28 protein-coding genes are annotated in these 25,773 nt (G+C 72.8%); 15 read left to right on the top strand and 13 right to left on the bottom strand.

Annotated features, from left to right (window positions below; translation table 11 throughout):
- Nucleotides 1-139: 139 nt before the first annotated feature.
- A complete protein-coding gene (locus tag D5H75_RS28190) occupies nucleotides 140-616 on the bottom strand; it encodes an Lrp/AsnC family transcriptional regulator (protein ID WP_119929564.1) in 477 nt (158 codons plus the stop codon).
- Nucleotides 617-754: 138 nt separating this feature from the next.
- Between D5H75_RS28190 and D5H75_RS28185 the strand changes: the two genes are divergently transcribed.
- Entirely contained in the window at nucleotides 755-1,642 is an 888-nt protein-coding gene (locus tag D5H75_RS28185; protein WP_119929563.1) for a phenylalanine 4-monooxygenase, read from the top strand.
- A 267-nt stretch (nucleotides 1,643-1,909) separates the two neighbouring features.
- On the opposite strand, the gene D5H75_RS28180 is transcribed toward D5H75_RS28185, so the two are convergent.
- The 5 genes from D5H75_RS28180 to D5H75_RS28160 are packed head-to-tail and all read right to left on the bottom strand — an operon-like array spanning nucleotide 1,910 to nucleotide 6,277.
- The gene (locus D5H75_RS28180) at nucleotides 1,910-2,599 is read right to left on the bottom strand and encodes a response regulator transcription factor (protein WP_119929562.1); all 690 of its coding nucleotides are present in this window, start codon (nucleotides 2,597-2,599) and stop codon (nucleotides 1,910-1,912) included.
- 8 nt (nucleotides 2,600-2,607) lie between these two features.
- On the bottom strand, nucleotides 2,608-3,447 hold the full coding sequence (gene pstB, locus D5H75_RS28175) for a phosphate ABC transporter ATP-binding protein PstB (RefSeq protein WP_206781970.1): 840 nt from the start codon (nucleotides 3,445-3,447) through the stop codon (nucleotides 2,608-2,610).
- A gap of 20 nt (nucleotides 3,448-3,467) precedes the next feature.
- Entirely contained in the window at nucleotides 3,468-4,358 is an 891-nt protein-coding gene (gene pstA / locus D5H75_RS28170; protein ID WP_119929560.1) for a phosphate ABC transporter permease PstA, read from the bottom strand.
- Nucleotides 4,358-5,293, bottom strand: a complete 936-nt coding sequence (gene pstC / locus D5H75_RS28165; protein ID WP_119929559.1) for a phosphate ABC transporter permease subunit PstC — start codon at nucleotides 5,291-5,293, stop codon at nucleotides 4,358-4,360. The genes pstA and pstC overlap by 1 nt, the downstream gene beginning before the upstream one ends.
- A 3-nt stretch (nucleotides 5,294-5,296) precedes the next feature.
- Nucleotides 5,297-6,277, bottom strand: coding sequence for a PstS family phosphate ABC transporter substrate-binding protein (locus D5H75_RS28160; RefSeq protein ID WP_202638576.1), 981 nt, complete (start codon nucleotides 6,275-6,277; stop codon nucleotides 5,297-5,299).
- Nucleotides 6,278-6,421: 144 nt separating this feature from the next.
- Between D5H75_RS28160 and D5H75_RS28155 the strand changes: the two genes are divergently transcribed.
- Both D5H75_RS28155 and D5H75_RS28150 read left to right on the top strand, forming a co-directional pair.
- Nucleotides 6,422-6,931, top strand: a complete 510-nt coding sequence (locus D5H75_RS28155; protein WP_119929557.1) for a low molecular weight protein-tyrosine-phosphatase — start codon at nucleotides 6,422-6,424, stop codon at nucleotides 6,929-6,931.
- A 138-nt stretch (nucleotides 6,932-7,069) separates the two neighbouring features.
- Entirely contained in the window at nucleotides 7,070-7,972 is a 903-nt protein-coding gene (locus D5H75_RS28150; RefSeq protein ID WP_340137779.1) for a fructosamine kinase family protein, read from the top strand.
- Nucleotides 7,973-8,020: 48 nt separating this feature from the next.
- On the opposite strand, the gene D5H75_RS40955 is transcribed toward D5H75_RS28150, so the two are convergent.
- Nucleotides 8,021-8,608, bottom strand: coding sequence for a hypothetical protein (locus D5H75_RS40955; RefSeq protein WP_147425297.1), 588 nt, complete (start codon nucleotides 8,606-8,608; stop codon nucleotides 8,021-8,023).
- Nucleotides 8,609-8,782: 174 nt separating this feature from the next.
- Nucleotides 8,783-9,586, bottom strand: coding sequence for a histidinol-phosphatase (gene hisN / locus D5H75_RS28140; RefSeq protein ID WP_119929555.1), 804 nt, complete (start codon nucleotides 9,584-9,586; stop codon nucleotides 8,783-8,785).
- Nucleotides 9,587-9,696: 110 nt separating this feature from the next.
- Here hisN and D5H75_RS28135 point away from each other — a divergent pair, with 110 nt between their 5' ends.
- The gene (locus D5H75_RS28135; protein WP_119929554.1) at nucleotides 9,697-10,155 is read left to right on the top strand and encodes a DUF4442 domain-containing protein; all 459 of its coding nucleotides are present in this window, start codon (nucleotides 9,697-9,699) and stop codon (nucleotides 10,153-10,155) included.
- 179 nt (nucleotides 10,156-10,334) lie between these two features.
- Here D5H75_RS28135 and rsgA read toward each other — a convergent pair whose 3' ends face one another.
- From rsgA to D5H75_RS43515, 3 genes are all read right to left on the bottom strand, one after another.
- Nucleotides 10,335-11,357 (bottom strand): ribosome small subunit-dependent GTPase A, encoded by a 1,023-nt coding sequence (rsgA, locus tag D5H75_RS28130; protein ID WP_242454565.1) that lies wholly within the window; start codon nucleotides 11,355-11,357, stop codon nucleotides 10,335-10,337.
- Nucleotides 11,327-12,616, bottom strand: coding sequence for a 3-phosphoshikimate 1-carboxyvinyltransferase (aroA, locus tag D5H75_RS28125; RefSeq protein ID WP_119929553.1), 1,290 nt, complete (start codon nucleotides 12,614-12,616; stop codon nucleotides 11,327-11,329). The genes rsgA and aroA overlap by 31 nt, the downstream gene beginning before the upstream one ends.
- Before the next feature lie 395 nt (nucleotides 12,617-13,011).
- On the bottom strand, nucleotides 13,012-13,596 hold the full coding sequence (locus D5H75_RS43515; RefSeq protein ID WP_242454564.1) for a DoxX family protein: 585 nt from the start codon (nucleotides 13,594-13,596) through the stop codon (nucleotides 13,012-13,014).
- Nucleotides 13,597-13,716: 120 nt separating this feature from the next.
- Here D5H75_RS43515 and D5H75_RS28115 point away from each other — a divergent pair, with 120 nt between their 5' ends.
- Complete coding sequence (locus D5H75_RS28115) at nucleotides 13,717-14,499, top strand: SOS response-associated peptidase (RefSeq protein ID WP_119929552.1); 783 nt, start codon at nucleotides 13,717-13,719, stop codon at nucleotides 14,497-14,499.
- Between the two features lie 76 nt (nucleotides 14,500-14,575).
- Nucleotides 14,576-14,908 (top strand): TraR/DksA family transcriptional regulator, encoded by a 333-nt coding sequence (locus D5H75_RS28110; protein WP_119929551.1) that lies wholly within the window; start codon nucleotides 14,576-14,578, stop codon nucleotides 14,906-14,908.
- Between the two features lie 74 nt (nucleotides 14,909-14,982).
- Here the strand turns inward: D5H75_RS28110 and D5H75_RS28105 are convergent, their stop codons facing one another.
- Nucleotides 14,983-15,765, bottom strand: a complete 783-nt coding sequence (locus D5H75_RS28105; protein ID WP_119929550.1) for a methyltransferase domain-containing protein — start codon at nucleotides 15,763-15,765, stop codon at nucleotides 14,983-14,985.
- 385 nt (nucleotides 15,766-16,150) lie between these two features.
- Here D5H75_RS28105 and D5H75_RS28100 point away from each other — a divergent pair, with 385 nt between their 5' ends.
- The 7 genes from D5H75_RS28100 (at nucleotide 16,151) to D5H75_RS28070 (ending at nucleotide 23,060) form a co-directional block, all read left to right on the top strand.
- Nucleotides 16,151-16,756 carry a sigma-70 family RNA polymerase sigma factor gene (locus D5H75_RS28100; RefSeq protein WP_119929596.1) on the top strand — a complete coding sequence of 202 codons (606 nt, stop codon included), beginning with the start codon at nucleotides 16,151-16,153 and terminating at the stop codon, nucleotides 16,754-16,756.
- Entirely contained in the window at nucleotides 16,753-17,034 is a 282-nt protein-coding gene (gene rsrA / locus D5H75_RS28095) for a mycothiol system anti-sigma-R factor (protein WP_119929549.1), read from the top strand. Before D5H75_RS28100 ends, rsrA begins: the two co-directional genes overlap by 4 nt.
- Nucleotides 17,035-17,163: 129 nt before the next feature.
- Nucleotides 17,164-18,114, top strand: coding sequence for an NAD-dependent epimerase/dehydratase family protein (locus D5H75_RS28090; RefSeq protein WP_119929548.1), 951 nt, complete (start codon nucleotides 17,164-17,166; stop codon nucleotides 18,112-18,114).
- A gap of 342 nt (nucleotides 18,115-18,456) precedes the next feature.
- A complete protein-coding gene (locus D5H75_RS28085) occupies nucleotides 18,457-19,797 on the top strand; it encodes an HD-GYP domain-containing protein (protein WP_202638575.1) in 1,341 nt (446 codons plus the stop codon).
- Between the two features lie 127 nt (nucleotides 19,798-19,924).
- Entirely contained in the window at nucleotides 19,925-21,202 is a 1,278-nt protein-coding gene (locus D5H75_RS28080) for an HD-GYP domain-containing protein (protein WP_202638574.1), read from the top strand.
- Nucleotides 21,203-21,450: 248 nt separating this feature from the next.
- Nucleotides 21,451-22,806, top strand: coding sequence for an acetyl-CoA carboxylase biotin carboxylase subunit (locus D5H75_RS28075; RefSeq protein WP_242454563.1), 1,356 nt, complete (start codon nucleotides 21,451-21,453; stop codon nucleotides 22,804-22,806).
- A 41-nt stretch (nucleotides 22,807-22,847) separates the two neighbouring features.
- A complete protein-coding gene (locus D5H75_RS28070; RefSeq protein WP_147425296.1) occupies nucleotides 22,848-23,060 on the top strand; it encodes a biotin/lipoyl-binding carrier protein in 213 nt (70 codons plus the stop codon).
- Nucleotides 23,061-23,166: 106 nt separating this feature from the next.
- Here the strand turns inward: D5H75_RS28070 and D5H75_RS28065 are convergent, their stop codons facing one another.
- Nucleotides 23,167-23,550, bottom strand: a complete 384-nt coding sequence (locus D5H75_RS28065; protein WP_119929545.1) for a thioesterase family protein — start codon at nucleotides 23,548-23,550, stop codon at nucleotides 23,167-23,169.
- A 41-nt stretch (nucleotides 23,551-23,591) separates the two neighbouring features.
- Between D5H75_RS28065 and bsaP the strand changes: the two genes are divergently transcribed.
- Both bsaP and D5H75_RS44290 read left to right on the top strand, forming a co-directional pair.
- Nucleotides 23,592-23,774 carry a biotin synthase auxiliary protein BsaP gene (gene bsaP, locus D5H75_RS44760; RefSeq protein WP_119929544.1) on the top strand — a complete coding sequence of 61 codons (183 nt, stop codon included), beginning with the start codon at nucleotides 23,592-23,594 and terminating at the stop codon, nucleotides 23,772-23,774.
- 213 nt (nucleotides 23,775-23,987) lie between these two features.
- Entirely contained in the window at nucleotides 23,988-25,763 is a 1,776-nt protein-coding gene (locus D5H75_RS44290) for a serine/threonine protein kinase (RefSeq protein ID WP_119929543.1), read from the top strand.
- The last annotated feature ends 10 nt before the right edge of the window (nucleotides 25,764-25,773 follow it).

The raw sequence follows: 25,773 nt of genomic DNA, 5'->3' as shown, positions 1-25,773 counted from the left end.
TCTTTGAACGGAAGGGCCATCCCGGTATGGGATGGCCCTTCCGGCATTTCCGGACCCATTTTCGGGGGGCTACTTCCCGGCCCACCCATCGTGCGGGCTCGCTGACTCCAATGTCCGGTGGCGGATCTCCGGAAGCCTCTCAGGAGTCGACGGCCGCTCTCAGCAACGGCTCGATCCGGTACGGCACCTGCGTGGACAGCGCGATCGTCGTGTCCGTGCGCCGCACCGCCGGCGACGTCAGGATCCGCGCGATGATCTCCTGAAGCTGTTCCGTGCTCCGCGCCACCACCCGGCACATCAGGTCGGACGATCCGCTGGTGCCGTACACCTCCAGGATCTCGGGCAGGACCTCCAGCGCCACCACGGCCTCCGCGAGCCTGCCCTGCGCGATCTGGAGCTGGACGAAGGCCAGGATCGGATACCCGACGGAGGCGGGGGCGACGGTGGGGCCGAAGTCCGCGATGACGCCTCTTGCGGTGAGCTTCTCCACGCGGGCCTGCACGGTGCCCCTGGCGACCCCCAGTTTCCGCGCGAGCTCGGTCAGGCCGATGCGCGGGTTGCGCCGCATCGTCGTCAGGAGCCGCGCGTCGAGGGGATCGATCGGACTGGTCGACATGACCAGAGACTAAGGCCGCCAGACCCCGCGAACCAGGCGTTCCGCGCACTCGAAATGGTCACTATTGCCAGCGGAGTCCCGGAGATGTTGTCATTCCGGGCAGTCTGGGCAGTCCATCCGTTGGCTGAGGAGGCGTGGATGTTCGAGGAAGCGCAGTACTTCGCGCCCGTGACGCGGGGCGAGACCGGCGAGGTCGTCGTGGAACTCGCGTCGAGCCACCCCGGATTCGCCGACCCGGTCTACCGGGCGCGCCGCAACGCCATCGCCCTCCTCGCCCTGGGCCACAAGCGGGGCGAGCCCATCCCCACCGCGGAGTACACCGACGAGGAGCACGAGGTGTGGCGCCTCGTCTCCGGCGAACTGGCGATCAAGCACCGGAAGTACGCCGTGCGGGAGTTCCTGGACGCGGCCGAGCGGCTCTCCCTGCCCGCCGACCGCATCCCCCAGCTCCAGGAGGTCGGCGACCTGCTCCAGCCCCTGACGGGCTTCCGCTACCTGCCGGCCGCCGGCCTGGTCCCGCTCCGCGACTTCTACGGCTCGCTGGCGGACGACCACTTCTACTCCACCCAGTACATCCGCCACCACACGGTGCCCTTCTACACCCCGGAGCCGGACGTCATCCACGAGGTCATCGGGCACGCCAACACCCTGGCGAGCGACCGATTCGCCGCGCTCTACCGCGCCGCGGGCCAGGCCGTGCGCCGGGTGGAGACCGAGGAGGCGCTGCAGTTCATCTCCAAGGTGTTCTGGTTCACCCTGGAGTTCGGCGTGATGGCGGAGGACGGCGAGCTCAAGGCGTACGGCGCGGGCATCCTGTCCTCCTACGGGGAGATCGAGGAGTTCCGCGACATGGAGATCCGGCCCCTCGACCTGGCGCTCATGGGCACCACCGACTACGACATCACCAAGTACCAGGACACGCTCTTCCGGGCCGACTCCCTGGACCACCTGGAGGACGTCGTGGGCGGCTTCTGGTCCACCTGCGACGACGACTCCATCGCCCGTCTCCTGGCCACCCGCGCCTGAACCGCTGAACCGCCTCCCCGCCTGAACCGCTCCCGCCCCGCAACCGCCCCCACGCATGGAACCGCCCCCGCACCGGTCGGGCGGCGCGTGCGCGCACCCGGAACCGGCGATCACGAGGGATGGGGCACCCGCGCGGGACGAGGCACGCGGCGCCGGGCGGCGGGAAAGGTTCCGCCCGGGCCGCGTCGCGTGGTCTCCGCTCGCGCCCGTGGAGCGGAGACCACGCGACCGGCCCGAGGGAAGAGCCGTTCGGCCGCGGGCCGGTCGTCAGCGGGAGCCGGGACCGGGCTGGGGCGGGACGAGCCGGTAGCCGATCCCCCGGACGGTCTGGATGAGGGGCGAGCCGTGGTCCTCGTCGCCCAGGCGGGCGCGCAGGCGCTTGACGTGGACGGCGATGGTGTTGGTGGAGACGGGCGCGGTGGTCTGCCAGACGTGGTGGCGGATCTGGTCCCGGGTCACCGTGCGGTCGGCGTTGCGCATCAGGTAGTGCAGCAGGTCGAACTCGCGCAGCGGGAGGTGCACCGGCACGCCGGCCACGCGCACCTCGTGGGCGGGCACGTCGAGGGTGACCTCGCCCGCGGTCAGCACGTTGTGGTCGGCCGACGTCTCCCCCAGGCAGGCGGCGCGGACCAGCGGCAGCAACTCCCGCATCCGGTACGGCCTGGCCACGCAGGCGGTCACGCCCGCGGTCAGGGCGCGGGCGGCCGTGTCACCGTCGCCGGGGCCCGCCCCCAGGAGGATGGGGACGCTGACGCTCCGCCGTACGGTCTGGACGAACTCGACCGGGCCGATGACCGGCAACGCGGCGCTGACGAGCACGGCGGTGGGGTGGAGGGCGCCGGCGTGCAGGAGCGCCTGGGCGCCGTCCTCGGCCACCACCACGTCGATGCCCTCCGGCTCCAGGACCCGGGGGAGCTCGGGGCCGGGGGCGGGATCGGCGACGAGCAGCAGGGGCATGGCTCGGGTCAGCCGAAGCGGCCGGTGATGTAGTCCTCGGTGCGCTTGTCGGCGGGGTTGGTGAAGATCCGGTTGGTCTCGTCGAACTCGACCAGGCGGCCGTGCCGGACGCCGGCCTCGTCCACCTCTGCCGTGAAGAAGGCGGTGCGGTCGGAGACGCGGGCCGCCTGCTGCATGTTGTGGGTGACGATCACGATCGTGTAGTCCTTCGCGAGTTCCTGCATCAGGTCCTCGATCTTGGTCGTGGCGATCGGGTCGAGGGCCGAGCAGGGCTCGTCCATGAGGATGACCTCGGGCTGCACGGCGATCGCGCGGGCGATGCACAGGCGCTGCTGCTGGCCGCCGGACAGGGACAGGGCGCTGGCCTTGAGCTTGTCCTTGACCTCGTCCCACAGCGCGGCCTGGGTCAGCGCCCGCTCGACGACGGAGTCCAGGTCGCCACGCTTGTGGCCGTTGACGCGCGGGCCGTACGCGATGTTGTCGTAGATCGACTTGGGGAACGGGTTCGGCTTCTGGAAGACCATGCCGATGCGCCGCCGCACCTCGATCGGGTCCACGTGGTCCCCGTAGAGGTCCTCGTCGTGGTAGAGGATCTTGCCGTCGATCCGGGCGCCGGGGATCAGGTCGTTCATGCGGTTGAAGCAGCGCAGGACCGTGCTCTTGCCGCAGCCGGACGGCCCGATCATGGCCGTGATCTCCTTGCGACCGATGGTGAGGTCCACGTCGCGGACCGCCTTGTAGTCGCCGTAGAAGACGTCGAGCCCCTGCACGGTGAAGACCGGGTCCAGCGCCGCGAGGTTCCGGGGAACCTCCGGCTGGTGGATGGTCACGTGGGGCTGAGAGGACATTGCGCCTACCTCGGTCATGGTCACCAACGCTTCTGGTAGCGGTTGCGCAGCCAGATGGCCACGGAGTTCATCAGCAGCAGGATCACGAGCAACAGCACGATGGCGGCGGCGGCGAGGACGTGGAACTCCTCCCGCGACTGCGTGATCCAGAAGTAGATCTGCACCGGCAGGGCCGCGAACTGGTCGAACAGGCCCTCGGGGTTGAACGGCACGAACGTGGCCGCGCCCAGCATGACCAGCGGGGCGGCCTCTCCGATCGCGCGGGACAGGGCCAGGATGCAGCCGGTGGCGATGCCCGGGATGGACGCGGGCAGCACCTGCCGGTAGACCGTCTGCCACTGGGTGGCCCCGAGGGCGAGCGAGCCCTCGCGGATGGACGGCGGGACGGCCCGGATCGCCTCGCGCGAGGCGATGATGACGATCGGGAGCACGAGCAGGGACAGGGTGAGCGCGCCGGTGAGCACGCCGAACCCGAGCCCGACGACCCGCGCCAGGATGCCGAGGCCGAGGATGCCGTAGATGATCGACGGGATGCCGGCCAGGTTCTGGATGTTCAGCTCGATCAGCCGGTTGTACCACCGGGTCTTGTCGGCGTACTCCTCCAGGTAGATCGCCGCGAGCACGCCGGTCGGCAGCACGAACAGGGCGGTCAGGCCGATGAGCCAGAGGGTGCCGACGATCGCCGACTGGGCGCCCGCGCGCTCCGGCCGCCGGATGGACGGCATGTTCTCCCAGAGCCGCGCGTCGAGCCGGGGCCAGCCCTTGACCACCATGTAGACGAGCAGCAGGATCAGGAACGCGAGCGCGACGGCCAGGCTCGCCATGAGGACGAACCGGAATACGTGTTCGCGCACCGGACGGCCCTTGGAGGCGAGCTGTACGGCGCTGCGGGGTGTGGTGAGGACGGCCATCACTCGTAGACCTCTCGGAAGCGCCGTACGAAGCGGGCGCTGATGAAGTTCATCGCGAAGGTGAGGGCGAACAGCAGCGAGCCCACCGCGAAGATCGTGTCGTAGGCGATGCTGCCGACGGGGAGGTCGCCCGAGCCCGCCTGGGCGATGAACGACGCCATCGTGGGCATCTCCTTGCCCGGGTTCACGGTGAACGTCGGGTTGGAGCCCGCGGCGATCACCACGATCATCGTCTCGCCCGCGGCCCGGGAGATCGCCAGGATGACGGCGGCGATGATGCCCGACAGCGCGGCCGGGAAGACGACGCGCAGCGAGACGATCATGCGGGAGGACCCCAGGGCGTACGCGCCCTCGCGGAGGCCGCCCGGGACCGCCGACATCGCGTCCTCGGAGAGCGAGGCCACGATCGGGATGATCATCATGCCCACGATCAGCCCGGCGACGAGGCCGTTCTTCGCCTCCATGGGGAACGGCCACCAGCTCCGCACGAACGGGGAGACCAGCGTCAGCGCGAAGAAGCCCAGCGCGACGGTGGGGATGCCGGCGAGCACCTCCAGGATCGGCTTGAGGGCCTTGCGGACCCGCGCCGTGGCGTACTCCGAGAGGTAGATCGCCGCGGCCAGGCCGAGGGGCACCGCCACCAGGATCGCGATCAGGGTGATGATCAGCGTGTTGGTGACGACGGGGATGACGCCGAACGCGGGCGGGCTGAACAGCGGGGCCCAGTCGGTGGAGGCGAAGAACTCGAAGACGCTCACCTCACCGAAGAACTTGATCGTCGGCTCGATCAGGGCGCCGACGATGCCCACGGTCGTCGCGATGGACACCAGCGCCGCGGCGAGCAGCAGGACCTTGACCGCGGTCTCGCCGTAACGCGGGCGCGACCGCCCCAGGGAGTTCCCGGGGGCGGTCACGCCGCGGCCTGCGGAAGCCATGCGCTACTTCAGCCCCTCGACGGCGGCCTTGAGCTTGCTCTCCTGGTCCGCGCTCAGGGGGATGTACTTCGCGTCGGTCGCGATCTTGTTGATGTTCCCGGCGTAGAAGTCCATGAAGGCCTTCACCTCGGGGCGCTTGATCGAGTCGTTCTTGACGTACAGGAACAGCGGCCGGGACAGCGGCGCGTACGTGCCGTTCTGCGCGCCCTCCTTGCTGGGGGCGACGCAGCCCTTGCCGCCGTCGATCTCGACGGCCTTGAGCTTGTCCATGTTCTCTTCGAAGTAGGTGAACCCGAAGTAACCGAGCCCGCCCTTGGCGCCGGACACGGCGCTCACGATGTCGTTGTCGTTCTCCGAGGCGCTGTAGTCCTTGCGGCTCGCCTTCTCCTCACCGTTGATCTCCTTGGTGAAGTAGTCGAAGGTGCCGGAGTCGGTGCCCGGACCGGCCAGCTTCAGCGGCTCGTCCGGGAACTTGGGGTCGATCTCCTTCCAGGACTTCACCTTGGAGTTCGGCTCCCACATCTTCTTGAGCTGGTCCGTGGTCAGGCACTTGGCCCAGGTGTTGTCCTTGTTGACCACGACGGTGAGGGCGTCGGTCGCCACCGTCAGCTCGGTGAAGGTGATGTTCTTGGCCTGGCAGGCCGCCTTCTCCTCGTCCTTGATGGCGCGGGAGGCGTTGGAGATGTCCGTCTCGCCCGCGCAGAACTTCTCGAAGCCGCCGCCGGTCCCGGAGGTGCCGACACTCACCTTGACCCTCGGCTGCTCCTCGGCGAAGAACTCGGCCGCGGCGGAGGTCAGCGGCCCGACGGTGCTGGAACCGTCAGACTTGATCTCACCGGAGAGCTGCTTGCTCTCCTGGCCCGCCGCCGTACCGCCGGGCTGGGCCGCGTCCTTGCCGCCGTTGCCCCCGCCGCACGCGGCGGCGAAGGCCGCCACGATGGCCGCTACTGCCACCGCGCGAAGGCGGCGCTGTCCACTGGTCACTCGTCCTTCTCCGTCTCAAGACGCTTCTCGGGTCTCTGCGTAACCAGATCAAACGCAGTCAAAGTGAACGGAAATCAAACGAACCGTTACTTCGGGCGGAAGTCAGGCGCAGGCCTTCGTGAATGACCTGGCATGCTGTGAACCATGTCTGACCTGCCCGATCCTCAGGAAGCCGGCCGCCCGTACCGCGTCGCGATGGTGTGCCTCGGCAACATCTGTCGTTCACCGATGGCCGAGGTCGTCACCAGGGAGGAGGTCGCGCGGCGCGGACTCGGCGACCTCGTGGCCGTGGACAGCTCAGGAACCGGCGGCTGGCACGCCGGCGCGGACATGGACGAGCGGGCGCTCGCGGCGCTGGCCGGGCGCGGGCTCGACGGCGCCTCGCACCGGGCGCGGCAGTTCGTGCGGGACTGGGCGTCGCGGTACGACCTGGTGCTGGCGATGGACCGCGACAACCTCCGCGCGCTGCGCTCGCTCGGGGTGCCGGAGGAGCGGCTGCGGCTGTTCCGCTCCTTCGACCCGTCGGCGCCCCGCGAGGCCGAGGTGCCCGACCCGTACTACGGCGGGCGGTCCGGGTTCGACGAGGTGCTCGACATGGTGGAGGCCGCGGCGCGCGGCCTGGCCGACGACCTGGAGAAACTGCTCCGGAGGTGATCGCCGCGTCCCGCCCGGGAAGGACCTGCGGGCGGGACGCGCGGCCGGCCGTACGGCGGGCGCGGCCGCCGTACGGCTGGGTGTCGTACGGCTGGGTGTCGTACGGCGGGGCGCGGGGCGCCGGGTGGGAGGGCGAAGGTGCGGGAACCGGTGGAGCCGGCCGAGCCGGTCCGGAGAGCAGAGCGAACCGAGCGGGCCGAGCGGGCCGGACTGGCCGAGCTGGTGGGCGTCGGGGTGCGCGAGGTGCGGGCGCTCGGGGCGCAGCACGCGTGGGCGCTGGAGCGGGCGCTGCTGGCGGACGGGCGGACCGTCTTCGTGAAGCAGGCGTCGCGGCCCCTCGGCGACGTGTTCGCGAGCGAGGCGGCGGGGCTGCGCTGGCTGGGGGAGGCCGGGCCCGCGGCGGAGGTCGTCGCGGTCTCGCCGGACCTGCTCGTGCTCGCGTGGGTGGACGAGGAACGGCCGGGCGCGGAGGCCGCCGAGGCGTTCGGCCGGGCGCTCGCGGTGATGCACCGGGCGGGGGCGGGCGCGTTCGGCGCGCCCTGGCCCGGGTTCATCGCGGACCTGCCGATGGACAACTCGCCGGAGGGCTCCTGGCCGGAGTGGTACTGGTCGCGCCGGCTGGAGCCGTACCTGCGGCGGGCGGCGGACGCGGGCTCACTGGGCCGGGCGGACGTCGCGCTGCTGGAGCGGGTGCGGGACCGGCTGCCGGAGCTGGCCGGGCCCGCCGAGCCGCCCAGCCGGATCCACGGCGACTGCTGGAGCGGGAACGTCCTGTGGTCCGGAGGCTCGGCCGTCCTGATCGACCCCGCGGCGCACGGCGGCCACCGGGAGACGGACCTGGCGATGCTCGCGCTGTTCGGAGCGCCCCACCAGGACCGGATCATCGGGGCCTACCGGGAGGAGTGGCCGCTCGCTGCGGGCTGGCGGGAGCGCGTCCCCCTCCACCAGCTCAACCCGCTCCTCGTGCACGTCTGCCTCTTCGGCGCGTCCTACCGGGACGGCCTCCTGACCGCCGCCCGCGCCGCGCTCGACGCCGCCTGACCGGCTCCTGGCCGCTGCCCGGTTGCCGCCCGACCTTCCGCCGGGGCGCTACTTCACCACGAATCCGTCGCAGGAGATCAGGCGTCCCCCGGAGGCGTGCCACAGGACGGTGTGCGTCCCCCTCGCCAGGCGGGCGGGGGCGTGTCCGCCGCGGCCGCGCCGGAAATCGGCGGGATAGGTGACCTCCGCCCAGGTCCGCGGCTTGAGCGTGGTCTCACGCGTGGACTCCTCGCCGCCCGGGGCCCGCACCGTGACGGTGACGGTCAGGGACGCGCCGCCGGAGTCGTTGCGCAGGCCCAGTACGGCACGGGCGGTGCGCGGGATCGGCTCGCGCGGGGCACGGGTGCGCCAGCGGCCGCCCGCCTCGGCGGGCAGGCGGGGCGTGCAGGCCACGGAACGGGGGCTGAACCGCTGTCGCGGCTCCGCGCCTCCGCCCGGTTCGCTGCTGCCCCTGCCGTGCGTGGCCTCCAGCGGGCCGGCCCCGCCCGGGCCCGCCGGAGCGGGCGGGGCGCCGGCCGGAGTCTCCGGCGCCGGGCCTGATGGCGGGGTGGCCGCCGCGGGGGCGGGCGGCGCGCCGGAGCAGGCCGCGCAGCCCGCGAGACAGGCGGCGGCCGCGATCGCGCGAGCCCTGTCCATCCACGCCGTCACGATCGATCAGCGTACCCGCGCCCTGCGGGCCCCTGCGGGCGCGGGGGAGCGGCGGACCGGGCCTGGCCGGCGCGCGGGGGAATGGCGGACCGGGCCTGGTCGGCGCGCGGGGGAATGGCGGACCGGGCCTCCCGGGGGTCGGCGCGGCAGCCGTACGGGCGATCAGACCTTGATGGTGAGCGGGCCCCCGCCGAGCCGCTTGAGGACGTCGCCGTGGAGGTGGCCGTTCGTGCAGATGAGCGCGTTGTCGCCGACGGCGGGGACGCCGGACAGGTCGGTGAACATGCCCCCGGCCTCCTCGACGATCACGGTGAGCGCGGCCATGTCCCACAACGAGAGCTCCGGCTCGGCCGAGATGTCCGCCGAACCGTCGGCGACCATCATGTGGGACCAGAAGTCGCCGTACGCGCGGGTGCGCCAGACAGCGCGCGACAGGTCGAGGAACTCGTCGAGCTTGCCGTGCTTCTCCCACTCCTCGATGTCGGAGTAGGAGAAGGAGGCGTCCTCCAGCCTGGTCACCCCCGAGACGCGCATCCGGGAGGCCTTGGCGAGGCTGCGGCCGGTCCACGCGCCGCCGCCCTTGGCCGCCCACCAGCGGCGGCCGAGCGCGGGCGCGGACACCAGGCCCACGACGACCTCGTCGCGTTCCATCAGCGCGATCAGCGTCGCCCACACCGGCACGCCGCGCACGTAGTTCTTGGTCGCGTCGATGGGGTCGATCACCCAGGTGCGGAAGCCGAACCCCGACTTGCCGTACTCCTCGCCCACGACGGCGTCGCGGGGGCGCGCCCGCTTGAGGTGGCCGCGGATCGCCTCCTCCACGGCCTGGTCGGCGTCGCTGACCGGGGTGAGGTCCGGTTTGGTGTCCACGCGCAGGTCGATCGCGCGGAAACGCCGCAGGGAGATGTCGTCAGCCGCGTCCGCGAGGACGTGCGCGAGGCGCAGGTCGTCGTCATAGCCCGCCATGAGGGGAAACGCTATCGTGCCGGGCCCTCGGGGAGATATGAGCGCCGGTCAACGGATACGCAACGGTCCTGCCCGGATGTGGGCTTCTACTCGCCAGTAACATAAGGCGTATGACGACGATCGACCCGAACGACGTGAAGACCCTCATGCTGGAGGGCGTGCCGTTCGCCCGGAACCTGGGCATCGAGTACGGCGACATCGGCGAGGGCGTCGTCGTGGCGCGCGTCGCCGACCGTCCCGAGATCCAGAACCACGTGGGCGGCCCCCACGCGGGCGTCCTGTTCACCCTGGCCGAGAGCGCGTCCGGCGCGGCGATGCTCTCCGCCGTCGGCGACCAGCTCGGCCGGGCCACCCCCCTCCCCACCACGGCCAGGATCGACTTCCTCAAGCTGGCCCGCGGCGACGTCGAGTGCACCGCCACCCTCCGCTCCAGCCGGGCCGAGATCCTCGCCGAGCTGGACGCGGGCCGGCGCCCCTCCTTCGACGTCCACATCGCGATCCGCCGCGTCTCCGACGGCGCCACCGTCGCCGAGATGACCGTCACCTGGATCCTCCGCCCCAACGACTGACGCCCTCCGGCTCACCCCGCCGCGGGAAGCCGGTGATCCGGCTCCCGCACGGTGTGCGAAGACTCCGGCCGTACTCCCGCGCGTTGGGCGGAGGCTCCGGCCGTACTCCCGCGCGTTGGGCGGAGGCTCCGGCCGTACGTCAGGAGACCCGGGCTCCGGCCGTACGGCGCGGGCCCGGGCTACTCCTCCAGGGAGGCGTCCTCGGGCTCGCCGAGGCGGGCGACGAGGAGGCGGCGGAGGGAGACCAGGCGCCCGGGCCGGGCGTTGCCCTCCTCCACCCACGCGTCGAGGGCGCACGCGTCGTTGAGGTGGTCGCAGCCCCGGGGGCAGCCGACCGCGCCGGCCTCCAGGTCGGGGAACGCGGCGAGGACCGACTCCTCGGAGACGTGGGCCAGGCCGAAGCTGCGGACGCCCGGGGTGTCGATGATCCAGCCGCCCCCGGGGAGTTCCAGGGCCAGGGCGGACGACGAGGTGTGCCGGCCCCGCCCGGTCACCGGGTTGACGTGGGAGACGGCGCGCCCGGCGTCCGGCACCAGCGCGTTGACCAGCGTGGACTTGCCGACGCCGGAGTGGCCGACGAGGACGCTGCGGCGGTCCCGCAGGTGCTCGCGGACCTCCGCCAGGTCGCCTCCGCGCTGGACGACGACGTGCGGCACGCCCAGCGGGGCGTAGACGTCGAGGAGTTTCTCGGCCGGGGCCAGGTCCGCCTTGGTCAGGCAGAGCAGCGGGTCCAGCCCGGCGTCGTAGGCGGCGACCAGGCATCGGTCGATCATCCGGGGGCGCGGCTCGGGGTCGGCCAGGGCCGTGACGATCACGAGCTGGTCGGCGTTGGCGACGATCACGCGCTCCACCGGGTCCGTGTCGTCGGCGGTACGGCGGAGCACGCTGCGGCGGGGCACGAGGCCCACGATCCTGGCGAGCGCGTCGGGCCGGCCGGACACGTCGCCGACGAGGCGCACCTCGTCGCCGACCACCACGCCCTTGCGGCCCAGCTCCCGCGCCTTCATCGCGACGGTCGTGCGGCCCTCCACCAGGCAGGTGTAGCGCCCGCGGTCCACGGCCACCACATAGCCGGTGGCGGCGTCCTCGTGCGCCGGGCGCTTGCGCGTGCGGGGACGCGAACCGCGCCCGGGGCGTATCCGGACGTCCTCCTCGTCGAACTGCCTGCGCCTCAGCGTGAACCCTCCAGCATCGCCGCCCACATGGCCGGGAACTCCGGCAGGGTCTTACCCGTCGTGGCGATGTCCTGCACCTTCACCCCCGGAACCGCCAATCCGACGATCGCGCCGGCGGTCGCCATCCGGTGGTCGGCGTAGGACCGCCACTCGCCGCCGCGGAGACCGCGCGGGTCGATCTCCAGCCCGTCCTCGGTCTCGCGGGCGCGGCCCCCGAGCCGGTTGATCTCCGCCGCCAGCGCCGCCAGCCGGTCGGTCTCGTGCCCGCGCAGGTGCGCGATCCCGCGCAGCCGGCTGGGGGAGTCCGCGAGCGCCGCCAGCGCCGCGATGGAGGGGGTCAGCTCGCCCACCTCGTGCAGGTCCGCGTCGATCCCGCTGATCGTGCCGGTGCCCGTGACGGTCAGCCCGCGCGGAGTGAGCTCGACGCTCCCGCCCATCTCGGAGAGCAGCCCGCGCAGCGCGTCGCCCGGCTGCGTGGTGCTCTCGGGCCAGTCGGGGATGGTCACCGAGCCGCCGGTGACCAGCGCCGCGGCCAGGAACGGCGCGGCGTTGGACAGGTCCGGCTCCACGGTGAGGTCCCGGGCGGCGACCGGCCCCGGCGCGACGTGCCACACGTCCGGCCGCGAGTCGTCCGCCTCCACCCCCGCGTCGCGGAGCATCGCGATCGTCATCGCCAGGTGCGGGGCGGACGGGACCGGCGGGCCCTCGTGGCGCACGGTCACGCCCTTGTCGAACCGCGCCGCCGACAGCAGCAGCCCGGACACGAGCTGGGAGGACGCCGAGGCGTCGATGGTCACGTCACCGCCGGGCAGCCCGCCCGACCCGTGCACCACGAACGGCAGCGCGTCGCCCTCGACGTCCGCCCCGAGCGCGCGCAGGGCCCCGAGCAGCGCGCCCATGGGCCGCTTGCGGGCGTGCGGGTCGCCGTCGAACGACACGTCCCCGTCGGCCAGCGCCGCGACCGGCGGCACGAACCGCATCACGGTCCCGGCCAGCCCGGTGTCCACGGAGGTGTTCCCGGTGATCGCGGCGGCGGGCTCGACGCGCCAGTCCACGCTGTCGGCCGTGCCCTCGCCCACCGGGGTGAACGTCGCTCCCAGCGCGGTCAGCGCCGACACCATCAGGTCGGCGTCCCGGCTCCGCAGCGCCCGCCGCACGGTCCCCGGCCCCTCGGCCAGCGCCGCCAGCACCAGCGCCCGGTTCGTCACCGACTTCGACCCCGGCACCCGCACGGTCGCCTCGACCGCCCCCGGGGCCACCGGAGCGTCCCACAACCCTTCGCCCATGCCCCCGACCTTATCGGTCACGCCCGGCTCTCCCACCGGCCGATACACCCGCCGCGGGGACCGGCGCGCCCCCTCACGCCCGGCCGCCGCCCGGGACGCGACGCGCGGAGGCCCCCGGCCCACGCCGTACGCCGGGAATGGGACGCGCGGGACCCGGGGCCCATGCCGTACGCCCAGGACTGGACGCGGGCGCTGCCGGGCTCGTGCCGTACGCCCGGGAGGGGAGGCGCGGGGCCGCCGGGCTCACGGCGCACGCGCGGGAACGCCCGGCGGGCTCGGGGAACGGGTCTCGCGGCGCTCGCGCGGTTCCGAGCGCACCCGCGCTCGGAACCGCGCGAGCGCCGCGAGAAGGGACCGGTACGGCCAGGGCGCGGGGCGCTCGGCCGTACCGGGGGTCAGCGGGAGATCCTGGCGCGGAGGGGACGCGTCCTGGCGGCGGCGGCGCCCTTGGCCCGGCCGGCCTTGGCGGCCATGCGGAGCTGCGTCCTGGCCGCCCTGGCGGCCATGCGGCGGGCCCGGCGCTCCAGCTTGCGGGTCTGGGCGTCGAGGGCGTGGCGGGCCTCCAGCGCCTGGACCCGGGCCTTGGGCCGGAGGGCGGACTTCCGGCGGATGGGCTCGGTGGCGATCATGAGGAGGGCCCCGGCCTTGGCGAGCTCCGTGAGGCGCTCCGACCGGTCGGGGGCGCGGTCCTCGGCGCCGGGCGCCAGGGCGTGGGGGAGCGTGTTCAGCGCCAGGGCCAGGGCGGACAGGCGCTGGAGGCGGCCGAGGGCCAGCAGCACGCCGGCGCCCACGTTGACCGCGCCCTGGATCCTCACCAGGAGCTCGGGGTCGTTGGGCAGCCAGGTGTAGCGGTCGGCCAGCGGCTTGACGGTGGGCGCGACCTGCTCGGCTCGTGAGCCCGGGTCGCGCAGTGCCTCGATCCCGGACTTGATGAAGGGGGCCGCGAGCAGGGGTCGAGCGATCATTCTTATGGGTCGCATGCGCGATTTCTGCCCGCTTCATCGCGCTCGACACACGACACCGGACTTGTCCTGGCCCGGCGGGGAAGTTCCCGCTTTCGTGTGCGCACTTTGTCGGTGGCGCGTGGCACCCTGTGGGGTATGTGTGGTCGGTACGCCTCCGCGCGAAAGCGGCACGAGCTTCTCGAAGAGTTCGACATTCCCCGGGACGCCCCCGAGGCGCGGGAGCTCGCCGCCGACTACAACGTCGCGCCCACCAAGGAGGTCTACGCGGTCCTGACCCGCGCCCCCCGCGAGGAGGACGGCACGCCGCCCGCGGAGGAGGCCGCGCCGGTGCGGCAGCTCCGGGTCGTGCGCTGGGGCCTGGTGCCGTCGTGGGCCAAGGACCCGTCGATCGGCAGCCGCATGATCAACGCGCGGGTCGAGACCGTGGCCGAGAAGCCCGCGTTCCGGCGGGCCTTCGCGCGGCGCCGTTGCCTGCTGCCCGCCGACGGCTACTACGAGTGGTACGCCCAGGAGGGCGAGAAGAAGAAGCAGCCCTACTTCATCCGGCCGGCCGACGGCGGCGTGCTGGCGATGGCGGGGATCTACGAGTTCTGGCGCGACCGCACGCGCCCCGACGACGACCCCCTGGCCTGGTGGACCACGGTCACGGTGATCACCACGGACGCGCTCGACGAACTGGGCCGCATCCACGACCGGATGCCGATGTTCGTCCCGCACTGGGACTGGTCCGCCTGGCTCGACCCGTCGCTGGGCGAGGCCGAGGCCGCCCTCGGGCTGCTGCGCCCGGCCGCCGAGACGGGCCTCATCGCCTATCCGGTGTCCACCGACGTGAACAACGTCCGGAATAACGGCCCGGAACTTGTCAAGCCATTGCCTGAAGAGGGTATTTCTGGGGAATATGCCCCCACGCTGTTCTGATGGGCCAAAGTCCTCCGTTCTATAGAGAACTCCATAGAACGGTGGTTTCCCCCCGAGCCCTGGGAGGTGCGGATTCGTGGACACCGCGACCGCTCGTAAGCGCCTGGAAACCATGCTCTCCGATTTGGACCGCACCATCGGAGTCCTCACCGGGGCGGACGCCGGAGCCAGGGACAGATCAGCCGCCGACGCGGGCGCCGACCTGACCGAGACCGAGCGGGCCAAGGCCATGCTGGACGCGGCCAGGCGCCAGCGCAGGGCCATCGCGGAGGCCCTGGAGCGCGTCCACTCCGGCACGTACGGCCGTTGCGTGGACTGCTCCAAGGAGGTCCCCGAGGGCCGCCTGGAGGCCCGGCCCGAAGCCGCCCGCTGCGTCTCCTGCCAGGCCAAGCGCGAACGCCGCCGCTGACGCCCCACCGGCCGCCCCGCCCGGCCCCTCCGGATGCCGGGCGGCGGCGGGCTCAGGCCGTACGGCGTGGCGGGTCAGGGGCGGCGGGCGCTGACCAGGAGGTGGATGCCCACCGTGTCGTCGCCGTCGGGCCGGGTGGCCAGCTCCGTGCGGACGAGCCAGGGCAGGGCGCGGCTGTCCGCCCCGAGGACGTGGTCCACGGTGCTGGGGGACAGGACCGTGCGGGGACGGATCCACTCGACGACCAGGCCGGCGCCGGCGAAGAGCTCGTGGAGGTGGGCGGCCGAGAAGCAGCGGGTGATGCTGCCGTCGGGCCACGGGACGAGCATGACGTCCTCGGTCAGGCGCAGATGGGCCCACTGTTGCTGCTCGGCGAGGATGGCCATGCCCAGCACCAGGGAGTCGACGCAGGCCAGCACGCGGCCCCCGGGACGCAGGACGCGCGCGATCTCGGCCACCAGCGTCTCGGTCACCAGGTCCACGGACAGGGTGCGCTCCTCGGCCAGGACGGCGTCCACGCTGCGGTCGTCGAGGAAGCGCAGCCCCTCGGCGCGCACCCGCGCGACCGGGCCCGGCTGGAGCGCGCCCGGGCCCTGGGCGACCGTTCCGACCGGGCCCACCCCGGCGAGCTGCCTGTCGTTGTCGGCGCGGCGGAAGTCATGCACCTCGATGACGGTGTGGCCGGCCAGGGCGGCCTGGGCCGACCAGCGGCCATGACCGCCCGAGACGTCGGCGACCCGGACGGGACGCTTGGGCAGCCACTGCTTGAGCTGGGCGGCGGCGACGGCCCTGTAGAACGTCCAGTAGTGCCCCAAGGTCGCCGCACCGTTGAGTTGCGTGGCCGGGATGGGCAGCACGGCGGCTCCTGCGAAGACATACCCGTACGTAGCTTTTTCCCAATGCCGGGCCATTCGTCACCTTGACAACGCCGGAAACAGAACGAGTTGTGTGGCCGGGAACAGATCTCATGGCCGACGTGTTGCAGCGGGCGTACGTCGGGACAACGCCTGTTTGACGTCCGGAGGTTCCCACCGCATGCTCACCAGCCCCACTATGCCCAGGGCGGCCGAGATCAATCTCGTAGCCCCGGGTTCGGCGGCCGTCACCCCGCGTGACGTGCCCCTCCAGCGTGGCGCGGTGCCCCGCGCCCGTTCGGCAGCGCCCAGCCAGGTATTCTCCCCTGCGTACGGTGCCGACGCCGGGTCGCAGGGCCGGGCGGGGGCCGACGACGGGTTCAAGGGGGTGGACGAGGTCTCGGCGACAGACGCGGAGACTCTGGAGCAGCGCAGGGCTCGATTCGAGAACGACGTGATGCCGTTCCTGGATCAGCTCTATTCCGCCGCGCTCCGGATGACGCGCAATCCAGCGGATGCGGAGGACCTCCTGCAGGAGACCTTCGCGAAGGCGTTCGCGTCGTTCCACCAGTTCCAGCAGGGCACGAACCTGAAGGCCTGGCTCTACCGGATCCTCACGAACACCTTCATCAACACCTACCGGAAGAAGCAGCGCCAGCCGCAGCAGTCCGCGGCCGAGGAGATCGAGGACTGGCAGCTCGCACGTGCCGAGTCCCACACCTCGTCGGGGCTGAAGTCGGCCGAGATCGAGGCCCTGGAGCACCTGCCCGACAGCGACGTGAAGAACGCGCTGGCGGCGCTGCCCGAGGACTTCCGCATGGCGGTCTACCTCGCCGACGTGGAGGGCTTCCCGTACAAGGAGATCGCCGACATCATGGGCACCCCCATCGGGACCGTGATGTCGCGGCTGCACCGGGGACGCCGTCAGCTCCGCAAGGAGCTGGAGGACTACGCACGCGAACGCGGACTGGTCGGGTCGAAGGGGGCGAAATGAGCTGCGGGAACCCTCACGAGACCGATTGTTCGGAAGTGCTGGCCCGGGTCTACACCTACCTCGACGGCGAGCTGGACAAGGGCGGCTGCCACGAGATCCAGGAGCACCTGGACGAGTGCGGCCCCTGCCTGGAGGAGTACGGCCTGGAGAAGGTCGTCAAGCAGCTCGTCGCCAAGCACTGCGGGTGCGACCCGGTGCCCGACGACCTGCGCGCCAAGGTCATGCGCCGCATCCAGCAGGTCCAGAGCGAGCTGGCCGAGAGCGACAACCCGGCCTGACGCGCCGCGCGCGGGCGACCGCTCGGCCTGACGCCGGGCGCGGGCGACCGCTCGGTCTGGGCGCGGGCGCCCGCTCGGTCTGACAGAGCGCTTTCGGGATTGTCGGCGCCGCGGCATAGGATCGGCGCCATGCGCGTGCTTGTAACGGGGGGCGCCGGGTTCATCGGCTCCAACCTCGTCGACCGGTTGCTCGGCGACGGCCATGAGGTCGTCGCCGTCGACGATCTGTCCTCGGGTTCCGCCGCGAACCTCCGCGCCGCCTCCTCCTCGCCCCGGTTCGACTTCCAGGAGTTGGACGTGCGCGAGGACGGCCTGGCCGAGCTGGCCGGGCGCGTCAGGCCCGAGGTCGTGTGCCACCTGGCCGCGCAGATCAGCGTGCGCAAGAGCGTCGCCGACCCGGTCGCCGACGCCCGCCTCAACGTCGAGGGCACCGTGCGCGTGCTGGAGGCCGCCCGCCTCGCCGGCGCGCGCAAGGTCGTCTTCGCCTCCTCCGTCGCGCTCTACGGCCGGCCGGCCGCGCTGCCGGTCCCGTCCGACGCGCCCGCCGACCCCCGCTCGCCGTACGCCGCCTCGAAGCTGTCCGGCGAGGTCTACCTGTCCACCTACCGCGCGCTGCACGGGCTGGACTACACCGCGCTGGTGCTCGCCAACGTCTACGGCCCCCGGCAGAGCCCCGAGGGCGAGGCCGGCGTCGTCGCGATCTTCACCGACGGGCTGCTCAACGGCTCGCCCACGGTCGTCTACGGCGACGGCGGCCAGACTCGGGACTACGTCTACGTCGAGGACGTGGTGGACGCCTTCGCCCGCGCGACCGGCGAGGGCGCCTCCGGCCTCCGGCTCAACATCGGCACCGGCGCCGAGACCACCGACCGCGACCTGCACACCCTGGTCGCCAAGGCGGTGGGCGTGGCCGACGACCCCGGCTTCGCCCCGCCCCGCCTGGGGGACCTCCCGGCGATGTCGGTGGACCCCGCCGCGGCGCGTGAGGCGCTGGGCTGGACCGCCGCGACGTCCCTTCCCGACGGCCTGGCCAAGACCGTCGCGTGGGCGCGGGCCCGCTCCCTGTCGCACGAGATGTAGTCACAACCTCACGCTTTGCTTACGATTTTCGTACCGCCCCCATCGGGGACTTCGGCCGTTGTAGCCTGAGGTCGGATTAGGGGAGGCAGTGCCATGTCCAAGGCGGCGATCGTCAGGGCGACGGCGGCGATGATGCTGTTCGCCATGGTGATTCTTTTCGTGGCCGAGAGCGGGCCGAAGGGGATTTCCTGGATCTGAGCCGGACCGAGCCAGACGAGCCCGGCCGAGCTCGACCGAGCCTGACCGAACGGATCTGAGCGAGTTCTGAGCATGCGCATGTGACTCCTCGGGGTGGCGGTCGCCCGCCAGGGGTGGCCGAGGATCGCAACAAAGGGGTCTGCTTTGCGTGGACTACCGTGGCCCGCCCGGCTCTACCTCGTCGTGCTCACGGCCGGGGCGGCCGCCGTGATCGTGCAGGGACGCCCCGGCACGCTCGACTGGCGCCCGCTGATGGTGCTCGCGCTGCTCTTCCTCGTGTGCGAGTCCGTGCCCACGCTGCTGAACATCCGCGAGGCCGCGATGTCCGTCAGCTTCTCGGCCGTGCTCGCCTCGGTCGTGCTGCTCGGCCCGACGGCCGCCGCGATCGTCGGCTCCGTGGCGGTCCTGTCCGTGCGGCCGGGCCTGCCGCTGGTCAAACGGCTCTACAACGGCGCCCAGTTCGCGCTGTGCGGGTACGCCGCGGGCGTCGCGTTCACCGAGTTCGGCGGCAGCACGGGCGTGCCCAGGGACGTCGAGGCGTTCATCCCGCTGATCGCCCCGTTCGCCGCGGCGGCCGTCACCTACGCCCTGCTCAACTTCGCCATGATGGGGCTCCTGCTGCGGCTCGCCGGCAACGTGGGCGCGGGCCAAATCCGCTGGCGCAGCATGGGCCAGCTCTTCCTCTCCTACATGGGCTACGCCACGTTCGGCCTGCTCATCGCCGGGCTCTGGTCCTCGGTGAAGTCGATCGCCGCGGTGCTGGTGCTGCTGCCGCTGTTCATCGCGCGCTGGGCCTTCGGGCAGTACCTCGCCCAGCAGCGCGCCTACGACGCCACCATCGCCGCGCTCTGCCAGGCGGTGGAGACCAAGGACTACTACACGCGCGGGCACAGCGAGCGCGTCTCCAAGGCCTCGGTGATGATCGCCGAGGAGATCGGCATGGGCACCGAGCGCGTCGGCGCGATCCGCTACGCCGGGATGCTGCACGACGTGGGCAAGCTCGGCGTCCCCACGAAGGTGCTCCAGAAGGACGGCGCGCTCACCGAGGAGGAGTACGCCGCGATCCAGCTCCACCCGATGCGCGGGCTGGAGATCGTGCGCGGCATCGACTTCCTCGACGAGGCGTACGCCGGGATCATGCACCACCACGAGCGCATGGACGGCCGCGGCTACCCGATGGGCCTGGCCGGGCCGGAGATCCCGGAGTTCGCCCGGGTGATCGCGGTGGCCGACGCGTTCGACTCGATGACCTCCGACCGGTCCTACCGGGGCGCGCGCCCGGTCGAGGTCGCGCTGGACGAGCTGCGCAAGGGCGCGGGCACCCAGTTCGACCCGGTCATGGTCAACGCGTTCATCAAGGCGGTCGAGCGCGAGGGCTGGCGGCCGACCCGCTCCGCGCTCCCGCCCGACGGCGTGGCCGCCGAGGCCGCCGCCAAGGACCACGACGATCCCACCGTCCCCATCCAGGTGGTGTCCGAACGATGATCACGCCTCCCTCCCTCCGCACACCGCCGCGCCGCGCCCGCTCGTGCCGTACGGCGTCGCGCCCGGCCCGCTCGTGCCGTACGGCGGGCGGGGGGCGGCGGGGCCGCGCCACGAACGGGGGGAGACGGTGACGGGCGAGCACCGGTACGGCTGGCAGACGCTGGACTCGGGGCAGTTGCTGCTGATCTGCGGGGCGGGGCTGCTGGTGGTGGCGGCGATCGCGAAGACCGGCGCGACCGGCCTCGTGGACTCGGACCTGGCGCTGGGGTTCGGGGTGCTGATCGCGGTGGGCGAGCTGGCGCGGCTCACGATGCCGGGCAACCGCGAGGTCGCGCCTATCGCGACGGCGGGAGCCCTCGGATACACCCTGCTGTTCAGCGTGGGCGGGTCCGAGACGACGCACACCGCCCTGGAGGTGGTGGCGGTGACCGCGGTCGGGATGATCCTCGGGGCGCTGCCGCACCTGGCCGTGGGGCGGGCCCCGCGGCTCGACGCGATGGCGCGGCGCGTCCTCGCGGTCGCGCTCGTCGCGTTCGTCTACCGGTTCCTCGTCCCCGACGTGCTCGGGAAAGAGTACAAGTGGACGACGCTCGCGGTGATGACCGTGCTCGTCGTGCTGGCCGTGCTCGCCGACGCGGTGATCGCCGCCATGCTGCGCGCCGAGCAGGTGCGCACGGCGTTCGGCGTGGCGGTGCGCGACGAGCTGCGCATCGCGGCCCCGCTGGGGGCGGCCGTCGGCGCGTCGGGGATCCTGCTGGCGCTGGCCGCGCACAGCATGGGCATGGCCGCGCTGCTGGTCTTCGCGGCGCCGCTGCTGGTGACGCAGATCGCGTTCCGCAAGTACGCCGGGATCCGGGCCACCTACCTGCAGACCGTGCGCGCGCTGTCGCGGGTCACCGAGGTCGGGGGATACGTCGAGCCGGGGCACTCGCGCCGGGTCAGCCGGCTGGCGGTGGCGGTGGGGCGCGAGCTGGGCCTGTCGGAGCCGGAGCTGCTGGAGCTGGAGTACGCCGCGCTCATGCACGACATCGGGCAGCTCTCCCTGCGCGACCCGATCCCCGGCGGCGCGACCGTGCTCACCGAGCCGGCCCAGGCCCGCCGCATCGCCGAGCTCGGCGCGGCGGTGATCCGGCAGACCGGGGTGCTGGACCGGGTGGCCGAGATCGTCCGCTGCCAGTGCGACCCCTACCGGGGGCTGGACGGCGGCACCCCGCCCCCGCTGGCCAGCCGCATCATCAAGGTCGCCAACGCCTACGACGACCTGCTCGGGGGCTCCGCCGACCGCGACCGGGCCGCCGCCGCGCTGGAGCGCATGCGGCTGGACGGCGGCAGCGAGTACGACCCCGCGGTGGTGGAGGCGGCCTCGCGGGTGATCGAGCGGCTGACCCCGCTGCACGGCCTCTGACGCTCCGGCCCGGGGAACGCGTCGGTACCCCAGACCGAGAGGGAAGGCCGAGAGGGACGGCCGAGGGGGACGGCCGAGGTTGACGGCCGAGGGGAGGCCGGGGGAGCCTGACCGGGGATCTTCCCGTGGAGATCCGCCGCGGGCGCTTGCCGCGGGAGGGCTTCTGTGGGAAACCTACAGAACTCCGGGCCCCGGTCCGTGCGGAACGGGATGGGGACGCCCATAGATCACGGCACTAATGTGGCCCTGTGACGAAGGGAGACCCCCAGGTGTTCGAGTCCGTTCTCGTGGCCAACCGCGGCGAGATCGCCCGCCGGATCATCCGCACGCTGAACCGGATGGGAGTGCGCTCGATCGCGGTCCACTCCGAGGCCGACGCCGGCCTGCCGTACGTCCGGGAGGCGGCCCAGGCGGTGCCGATCGGGCCCGCGCAACCGGCCCAGAGCTATCTGTCGATCGACGCGGTGATCGAGGCCGCGCGCACGTCCGGCGCGCAGGCCGTCCACCCGGGATACGGCTTCCTGGCCGAGAACGCCGCCTTCGCGCGGGCGGTCATGGACGCGGGCCTGACCTGGATCGGCCCGTCGCCGGACGCCATCGAGCGCATGGGCGACAAGATCAACGCGCGGAACCTCATGGAGGAGGCCGGGGTCCCGGTCGCCGCCGGGACGCGGGAGCCCGCCACCGACGTCGACCACGCGATCGCCGAGGCCGAGCGCATCGGCTACCCGCTGATGGTCAAGACCGCGGGCGGGGGCGGCGGCATCGGCATGGGCGTCGCCTACGACAAGGACGGCCTGGTCAAGGCGTTCGAGACGGCCCAGCGCGCGGCGGCCCGCTTCGGCGGCACGCCCGCGATCCTGCTCGAGCGCTACATCGAGCACGCCCGCCACGTCGAGGTGCAGATCCTGGGCCTGGCCGACGGCACGGTCGTGGCGCTGGGCGAGCGCGACTGCTCCGTGCAGCGCCGCCACCAGAAGGTCGCCGAGGAGACCCCGTCGCCGGGCGTCTCGCCCGAGCTGCGCGAGCGCATGCTGGCGGCCGCCGTACGCGCCGGGGAGGCCGTGGGCTACCGGGGCGCGGGCACGGTGGAGTGCCTGGTGGACCCGGCGGCGCAGGACTTCGTGTTCCTGGAGATGAACACCCGGCTCCAGGTCGAGCACCCGATCACCGAGATGGTCACCGGGATCGACCTGGTCGAGCAGCAACTGCTCATCGCGGCGGGCCGGCCGGTGACGTTCGGCGCCGTCGAGCCGCGCGGGCACGCGCTGGAGCTGCGCGTCTACGCCGAGGACCCCAAGCGGTTCTTCCCCGGCCCCGGCGAGATCACCGTCTGGGAGGAGCCGTCGGGCGAGGGTGTGCGCGTCGACAGCGGGTACGCCCAGGGCGACAAGGTCACCCCGTTCTACGACCCGCTGATGGCCAAGCTGTGCGTGTGGGGCGCGGACCGGGACGAGGCCCTGGAGCGTGCCCGGGCGGCCGTCGCCGCGTTCCGGCTGGAGGGGCCGAAGAACAATCTTCCGTTCTTCGCCGAACTGCTCGACCGGCCGGAATTCGTCAGCGGCGACTACGACACGGGCCTGATCGCGCGAATGCGTTCGTGACGGGACACTGGTAAATCAATCACTGAGAACTGGAGCTCAAGGTGGCGGAAGTCCGAGCGGAGATGGTGGCCAACGTCTGGAAGGTCGTGGTGGCCGAGGGCGATTCCGTCGAGGACGGGGACACTCTGGTGATCCTGGAGTCGATGAAGATGGAGATCCCCGTCGTGGCCGAGGAGTCGGGCACGGTGACCCAGCTCAAGGTGGCCGAGGGCGACGTGGTCCAGGACGGCGACCTCATCGCGGTCATCGAGTAGTCCGCGTAGTCCGCGGTCGTCGAGCGGTCCCGCGCCGCGCCGCCGTGCCGTACGGCCGGCCCGTGGGCCCCTGGCCGTACGGCGGGGCGGGCTCGGGCCGTACGGCTCAGGCGCGGGTGACGCGGGCGAGAAAGCGCTCGCGGTCCACGACGGCGCGCTCGACCCGGCCGGTGGCCGCGAGCGTGTCGCCGTCGCGGGCGGTGACGGCGAACGCCAGGCGGCGGCCGTCGGCCTCGACGAGTTCGGCGGTGACGACGATCTCGCGGCCCACCGGGGTCGCGGCCAGGTGGTCCAGCTCGACCCGGGTGCCGACCGACGTCGCGCCCGGTTCCAGGCTCGCGGCCACCGCCTCGACCGTGGCGCGCTCGGCCAGCGCGAGCAGCCGGGGGGTGCCCAGCACGGGCACGTCGCCGCTGCCCACGCTCTCGGCCGTGTCGTCACCAGTCACCACCAGGCGGACCTCCGCCCGCAGACCCGGAGCAATCGTCATGGGGGCAGCCTAGTGGGGGCGCACCGCCGTACCCTGTCAGCGTGAACGCGTACTGTGATCATTGCGGGCGGGCGATGGGCGAGGGCGATCACGTCGCGTGCGGGGTGGCTCGCGCGATGGAGCCGCCCCGGTACTGCCCTCTGTGCCGCCGGCGCATGATCGTGCAGGTCACGCCCCGAGGGTGGACGGCCGGTTGCGCCGAACACGGCATTCGCACCTCCTGACCGGCGTCTTCGGCGACCTGTGAATACTCCTGGGAAACCTGGTGTCTTGTGATTCCCATGTAATCGGGCTGCGATCCGCCGCTGATTTGCTGGACAGTTACTGAAGGGAGCCGGGATACTGCGCGTGCCAATCCGCCGGTTCGCGGATGGGGCGCCGGGAGCGATCTCTTGACGATGTAGGGACGGACGAGCAGCGAGGGGCGACGGGGGAGCATGGTCGGGCAGGGAACCACGCTGGGCGGTCGCTACCGCCTGGACTCCCGCATCGGCGCCGGAGGCATGGGGGAGGTCTGGCGCGGGGAGGACACCGTTCTCGGGCGGGTGGTGGCCGTCAAGCTGCTGCTGTCCAATCTGACTGACGACCCGGGGTTCGTCACGCGTTTCCACAACGAGGCGCGGGCCATGGCGACCATCAAGCACCGGGGCGTCGTCGACGTCTACGACTACGGCCAGAGCGGGCTGGACGGCGGGGGAAGCACCGTCTACCTGGTGATGGAGTACGTCGAGGGCGAGCCGCTGGACCGGCTCCTCTCGCGTTTCGGGCGGCTTCCGGTCGTCCCGGCGATGGAGCTGATCGCGCAGGCCGCCTCGGCGCTGCACGCCGCCCATCAGACCGGGATCGTGCACCGGGACGTCAAGCCCGGCAACCTGCTCGTCCGCGAGGACGGCACACTGGTGCTCACCGATTTCGGCATCGCCCGCTCGGCGGCCGGGGCCCGGCTGACCGACGTGGGCATGGTGCTGGGCACCGCCGCCTACTGCGCGCCGGAGCAGGCCGAGGGCGCGGAGGTCACGGCCGCCGCCGACGTCTACGCGCTGGGCGTCGTGGCCTACGAATGCCTCGCGGGACAGCGGCCGTTCGACGGGGACACCCCGGTCACCATCGCGCTCAAGCACATCCGCGAGGCTCCGCCGCCGCTGCCGGCCGAGATCCCGCCCGCCGCCCGCCTCGTCGTCGAGCGCGCGCTGGCGAAGAACCCGGCCGACCGGTGGAGCAGCGCGGCGGAGATGGCCGCGGCCGCCGGTGAGGCCCTCGGCGAGGCCCCGCACGCCGCCGCGACCGGCGCGTCCGCCGTGGCCGCGCTCGCGGGCCTGGGCTCGGCCCAGCCCGTCCACGCCCCGCCGCCCGTCACCGGCGCGCGCCTCGACCAGCAGCCTCACGCCGTACGGCCCCAGGACGCGGCCGGGCAGACCGGACGGCACGCGCAGCCGGGGCCGGGCCGGCCCGGGCAGCCGGGCCAGCACGGTCAGCCTGGACAGTATGGGCAGCCCGGGCAGCCGGGGCCGTACGGCCGGCCGCCGTACGACGGGGCGGGCGACACGACGGCGCACGTCCCTGGGGCGCACGGCGGCGAGGCGCCGACGCAGACGCGCAGGGGGCGGGAGCGGCCGCCGCGCCGCCGGAACGACATGGCGGGGCGCCCGCTGGTGGCGGCGCTGGTGGTGGGCTTCCTCGTCCTGGTCGTCGTCGGCGGGGCCTGGGGGGCGAACCTCCTGAACGCCGGCGCGGCGCAGCCCACGGCGCCTCCGGTGAACGGCCCGATCGAGACCGCCGACCCGGCCGGCAACGGCTCTCCCAGCGAGCTGCGGCCGACCCCGCGCACGTCCCCGCCGCGGCCGAAGCCCACCCCCACCCGACTGCGGGCGACTCCGAAGCCGACGCCGACCCCGACCGACGTCAGGACCGCCGCGCCGTCACCGACCAAGACGGCGGGCCCGACTCCCAAGCCCACGCCGACGCCGTCGCCGACCCCCACTCCCAAGCCGGAGAAGGAGGTGCCGAACGTGGTCGGGCTCACCGAGTCCATCGCCAGGGCCCGGCTCTCCGACGCGGGCTTCCGGGTGAACGTGCAGATCAGCGGGGGCGGCGAGGACCGCGGGTGCGCGGTGCTCGAACAGACGCCGGGCGCGGGGGAGCGGGCCCAGGTCGGCTCCGTCGTGCAGATCATCGTCGACCGCTCCAAGGGGTGCACCCCGGTGGGCAACTGACGCTCCTGAC

The organism is Bailinhaonella thermotolerans (assembly GCF_003594875.1).
Lineage (GTDB): Bacteria > Actinomycetota > Actinomycetes > Streptosporangiales > Streptosporangiaceae > Bailinhaonella > Bailinhaonella thermotolerans.
Note: the sequence above shows the minus strand (reverse complement) of the source record. Positions and strands in the feature narration are given on the sequence as shown.

What these genes read in the sequence shown, in the direction of transcription:
- D5H75_RS28115 (WP_119929552.1), top strand. Translation starts at nt 13,717, where the DNA reads ATGTGTGGTCGGTACGCCTCCGCGCGAAAGCGGCACGAGCTTCTCGAA.
- hisN (WP_119929555.1), bottom strand. Translation starts at nt 9,586, where the DNA reads ATGGCGGGCTATGACGACGACCTGCGCCTCGCGCACGTCCTCGCGGAC.
- pstA (WP_119929560.1), bottom strand. Translation starts at nt 4,358, where the DNA reads ATGGCCGTCCTCACCACACCCCGCAGCGCCGTACAGCTCGCCTCCAAG.
- D5H75_RS28190 (WP_119929564.1), bottom strand. Translation starts at nt 616, where the DNA reads ATGTCGACCAGTCCGATCGATCCCCTCGACGCGCGGCTCCTGACGACG.
- D5H75_RS28155 (WP_119929557.1), top strand. Translation starts at nt 6,422, where the DNA reads ATGTCTGACCTGCCCGATCCTCAGGAAGCCGGCCGCCCGTACCGCGTC.
- D5H75_RS28135 (WP_119929554.1), top strand. Translation starts at nt 9,697, where the DNA reads ATGACGACGATCGACCCGAACGACGTGAAGACCCTCATGCTGGAGGGC.
- D5H75_RS28065 (WP_119929545.1), bottom strand. Translation starts at nt 23,550, where the DNA reads ATGACGATTGCTCCGGGTCTGCGGGCGGAGGTCCGCCTGGTGGTGACT.
- pstC (WP_119929559.1), bottom strand. Translation starts at nt 5,293, where the DNA reads ATGGCTTCCGCAGGCCGCGGCGTGACCGCCCCCGGGAACTCCCTGGGG.
- D5H75_RS44290 (WP_119929543.1), top strand. Translation starts at nt 23,988, where the DNA reads ATGGTCGGGCAGGGAACCACGCTGGGCGGTCGCTACCGCCTGGACTCC.
- pstB (WP_206781970.1), bottom strand. Translation starts at nt 3,447, where the DNA reads ATGTCCTCTCAGCCCCACGTGACCATCCACCAGCCGGAGGTTCCCCGG.
- D5H75_RS28185 (WP_119929563.1), top strand. Translation starts at nt 755, where the DNA reads ATGTTCGAGGAAGCGCAGTACTTCGCGCCCGTGACGCGGGGCGAGACC.
- D5H75_RS28090 (WP_119929548.1), top strand. Translation starts at nt 17,164, where the DNA reads ATGCGCGTGCTTGTAACGGGGGGCGCCGGGTTCATCGGCTCCAACCTC.
- rsrA (WP_119929549.1), top strand. Translation starts at nt 16,753, where the DNA reads ATGAGCTGCGGGAACCCTCACGAGACCGATTGTTCGGAAGTGCTGGCC.
- D5H75_RS43515 (WP_242454564.1), bottom strand. Translation starts at nt 13,596, where the DNA reads ATGCGACCCATAAGAATGATCGCTCGACCCCTGCTCGCGGCCCCCTTC.
- D5H75_RS28180 (WP_119929562.1), bottom strand. Translation starts at nt 2,599, where the DNA reads ATGCCCCTGCTGCTCGTCGCCGATCCCGCCCCCGGCCCCGAGCTCCCC.
- D5H75_RS40955 (WP_147425297.1), bottom strand. Translation starts at nt 8,608, where the DNA reads ATGGACAGGGCTCGCGCGATCGCGGCCGCCGCCTGTCTCGCGGGCTGC.
- aroA (WP_119929553.1), bottom strand. Translation starts at nt 12,616, where the DNA reads ATGGGCGAAGGGTTGTGGGACGCTCCGGTGGCCCCGGGGGCGGTCGAG.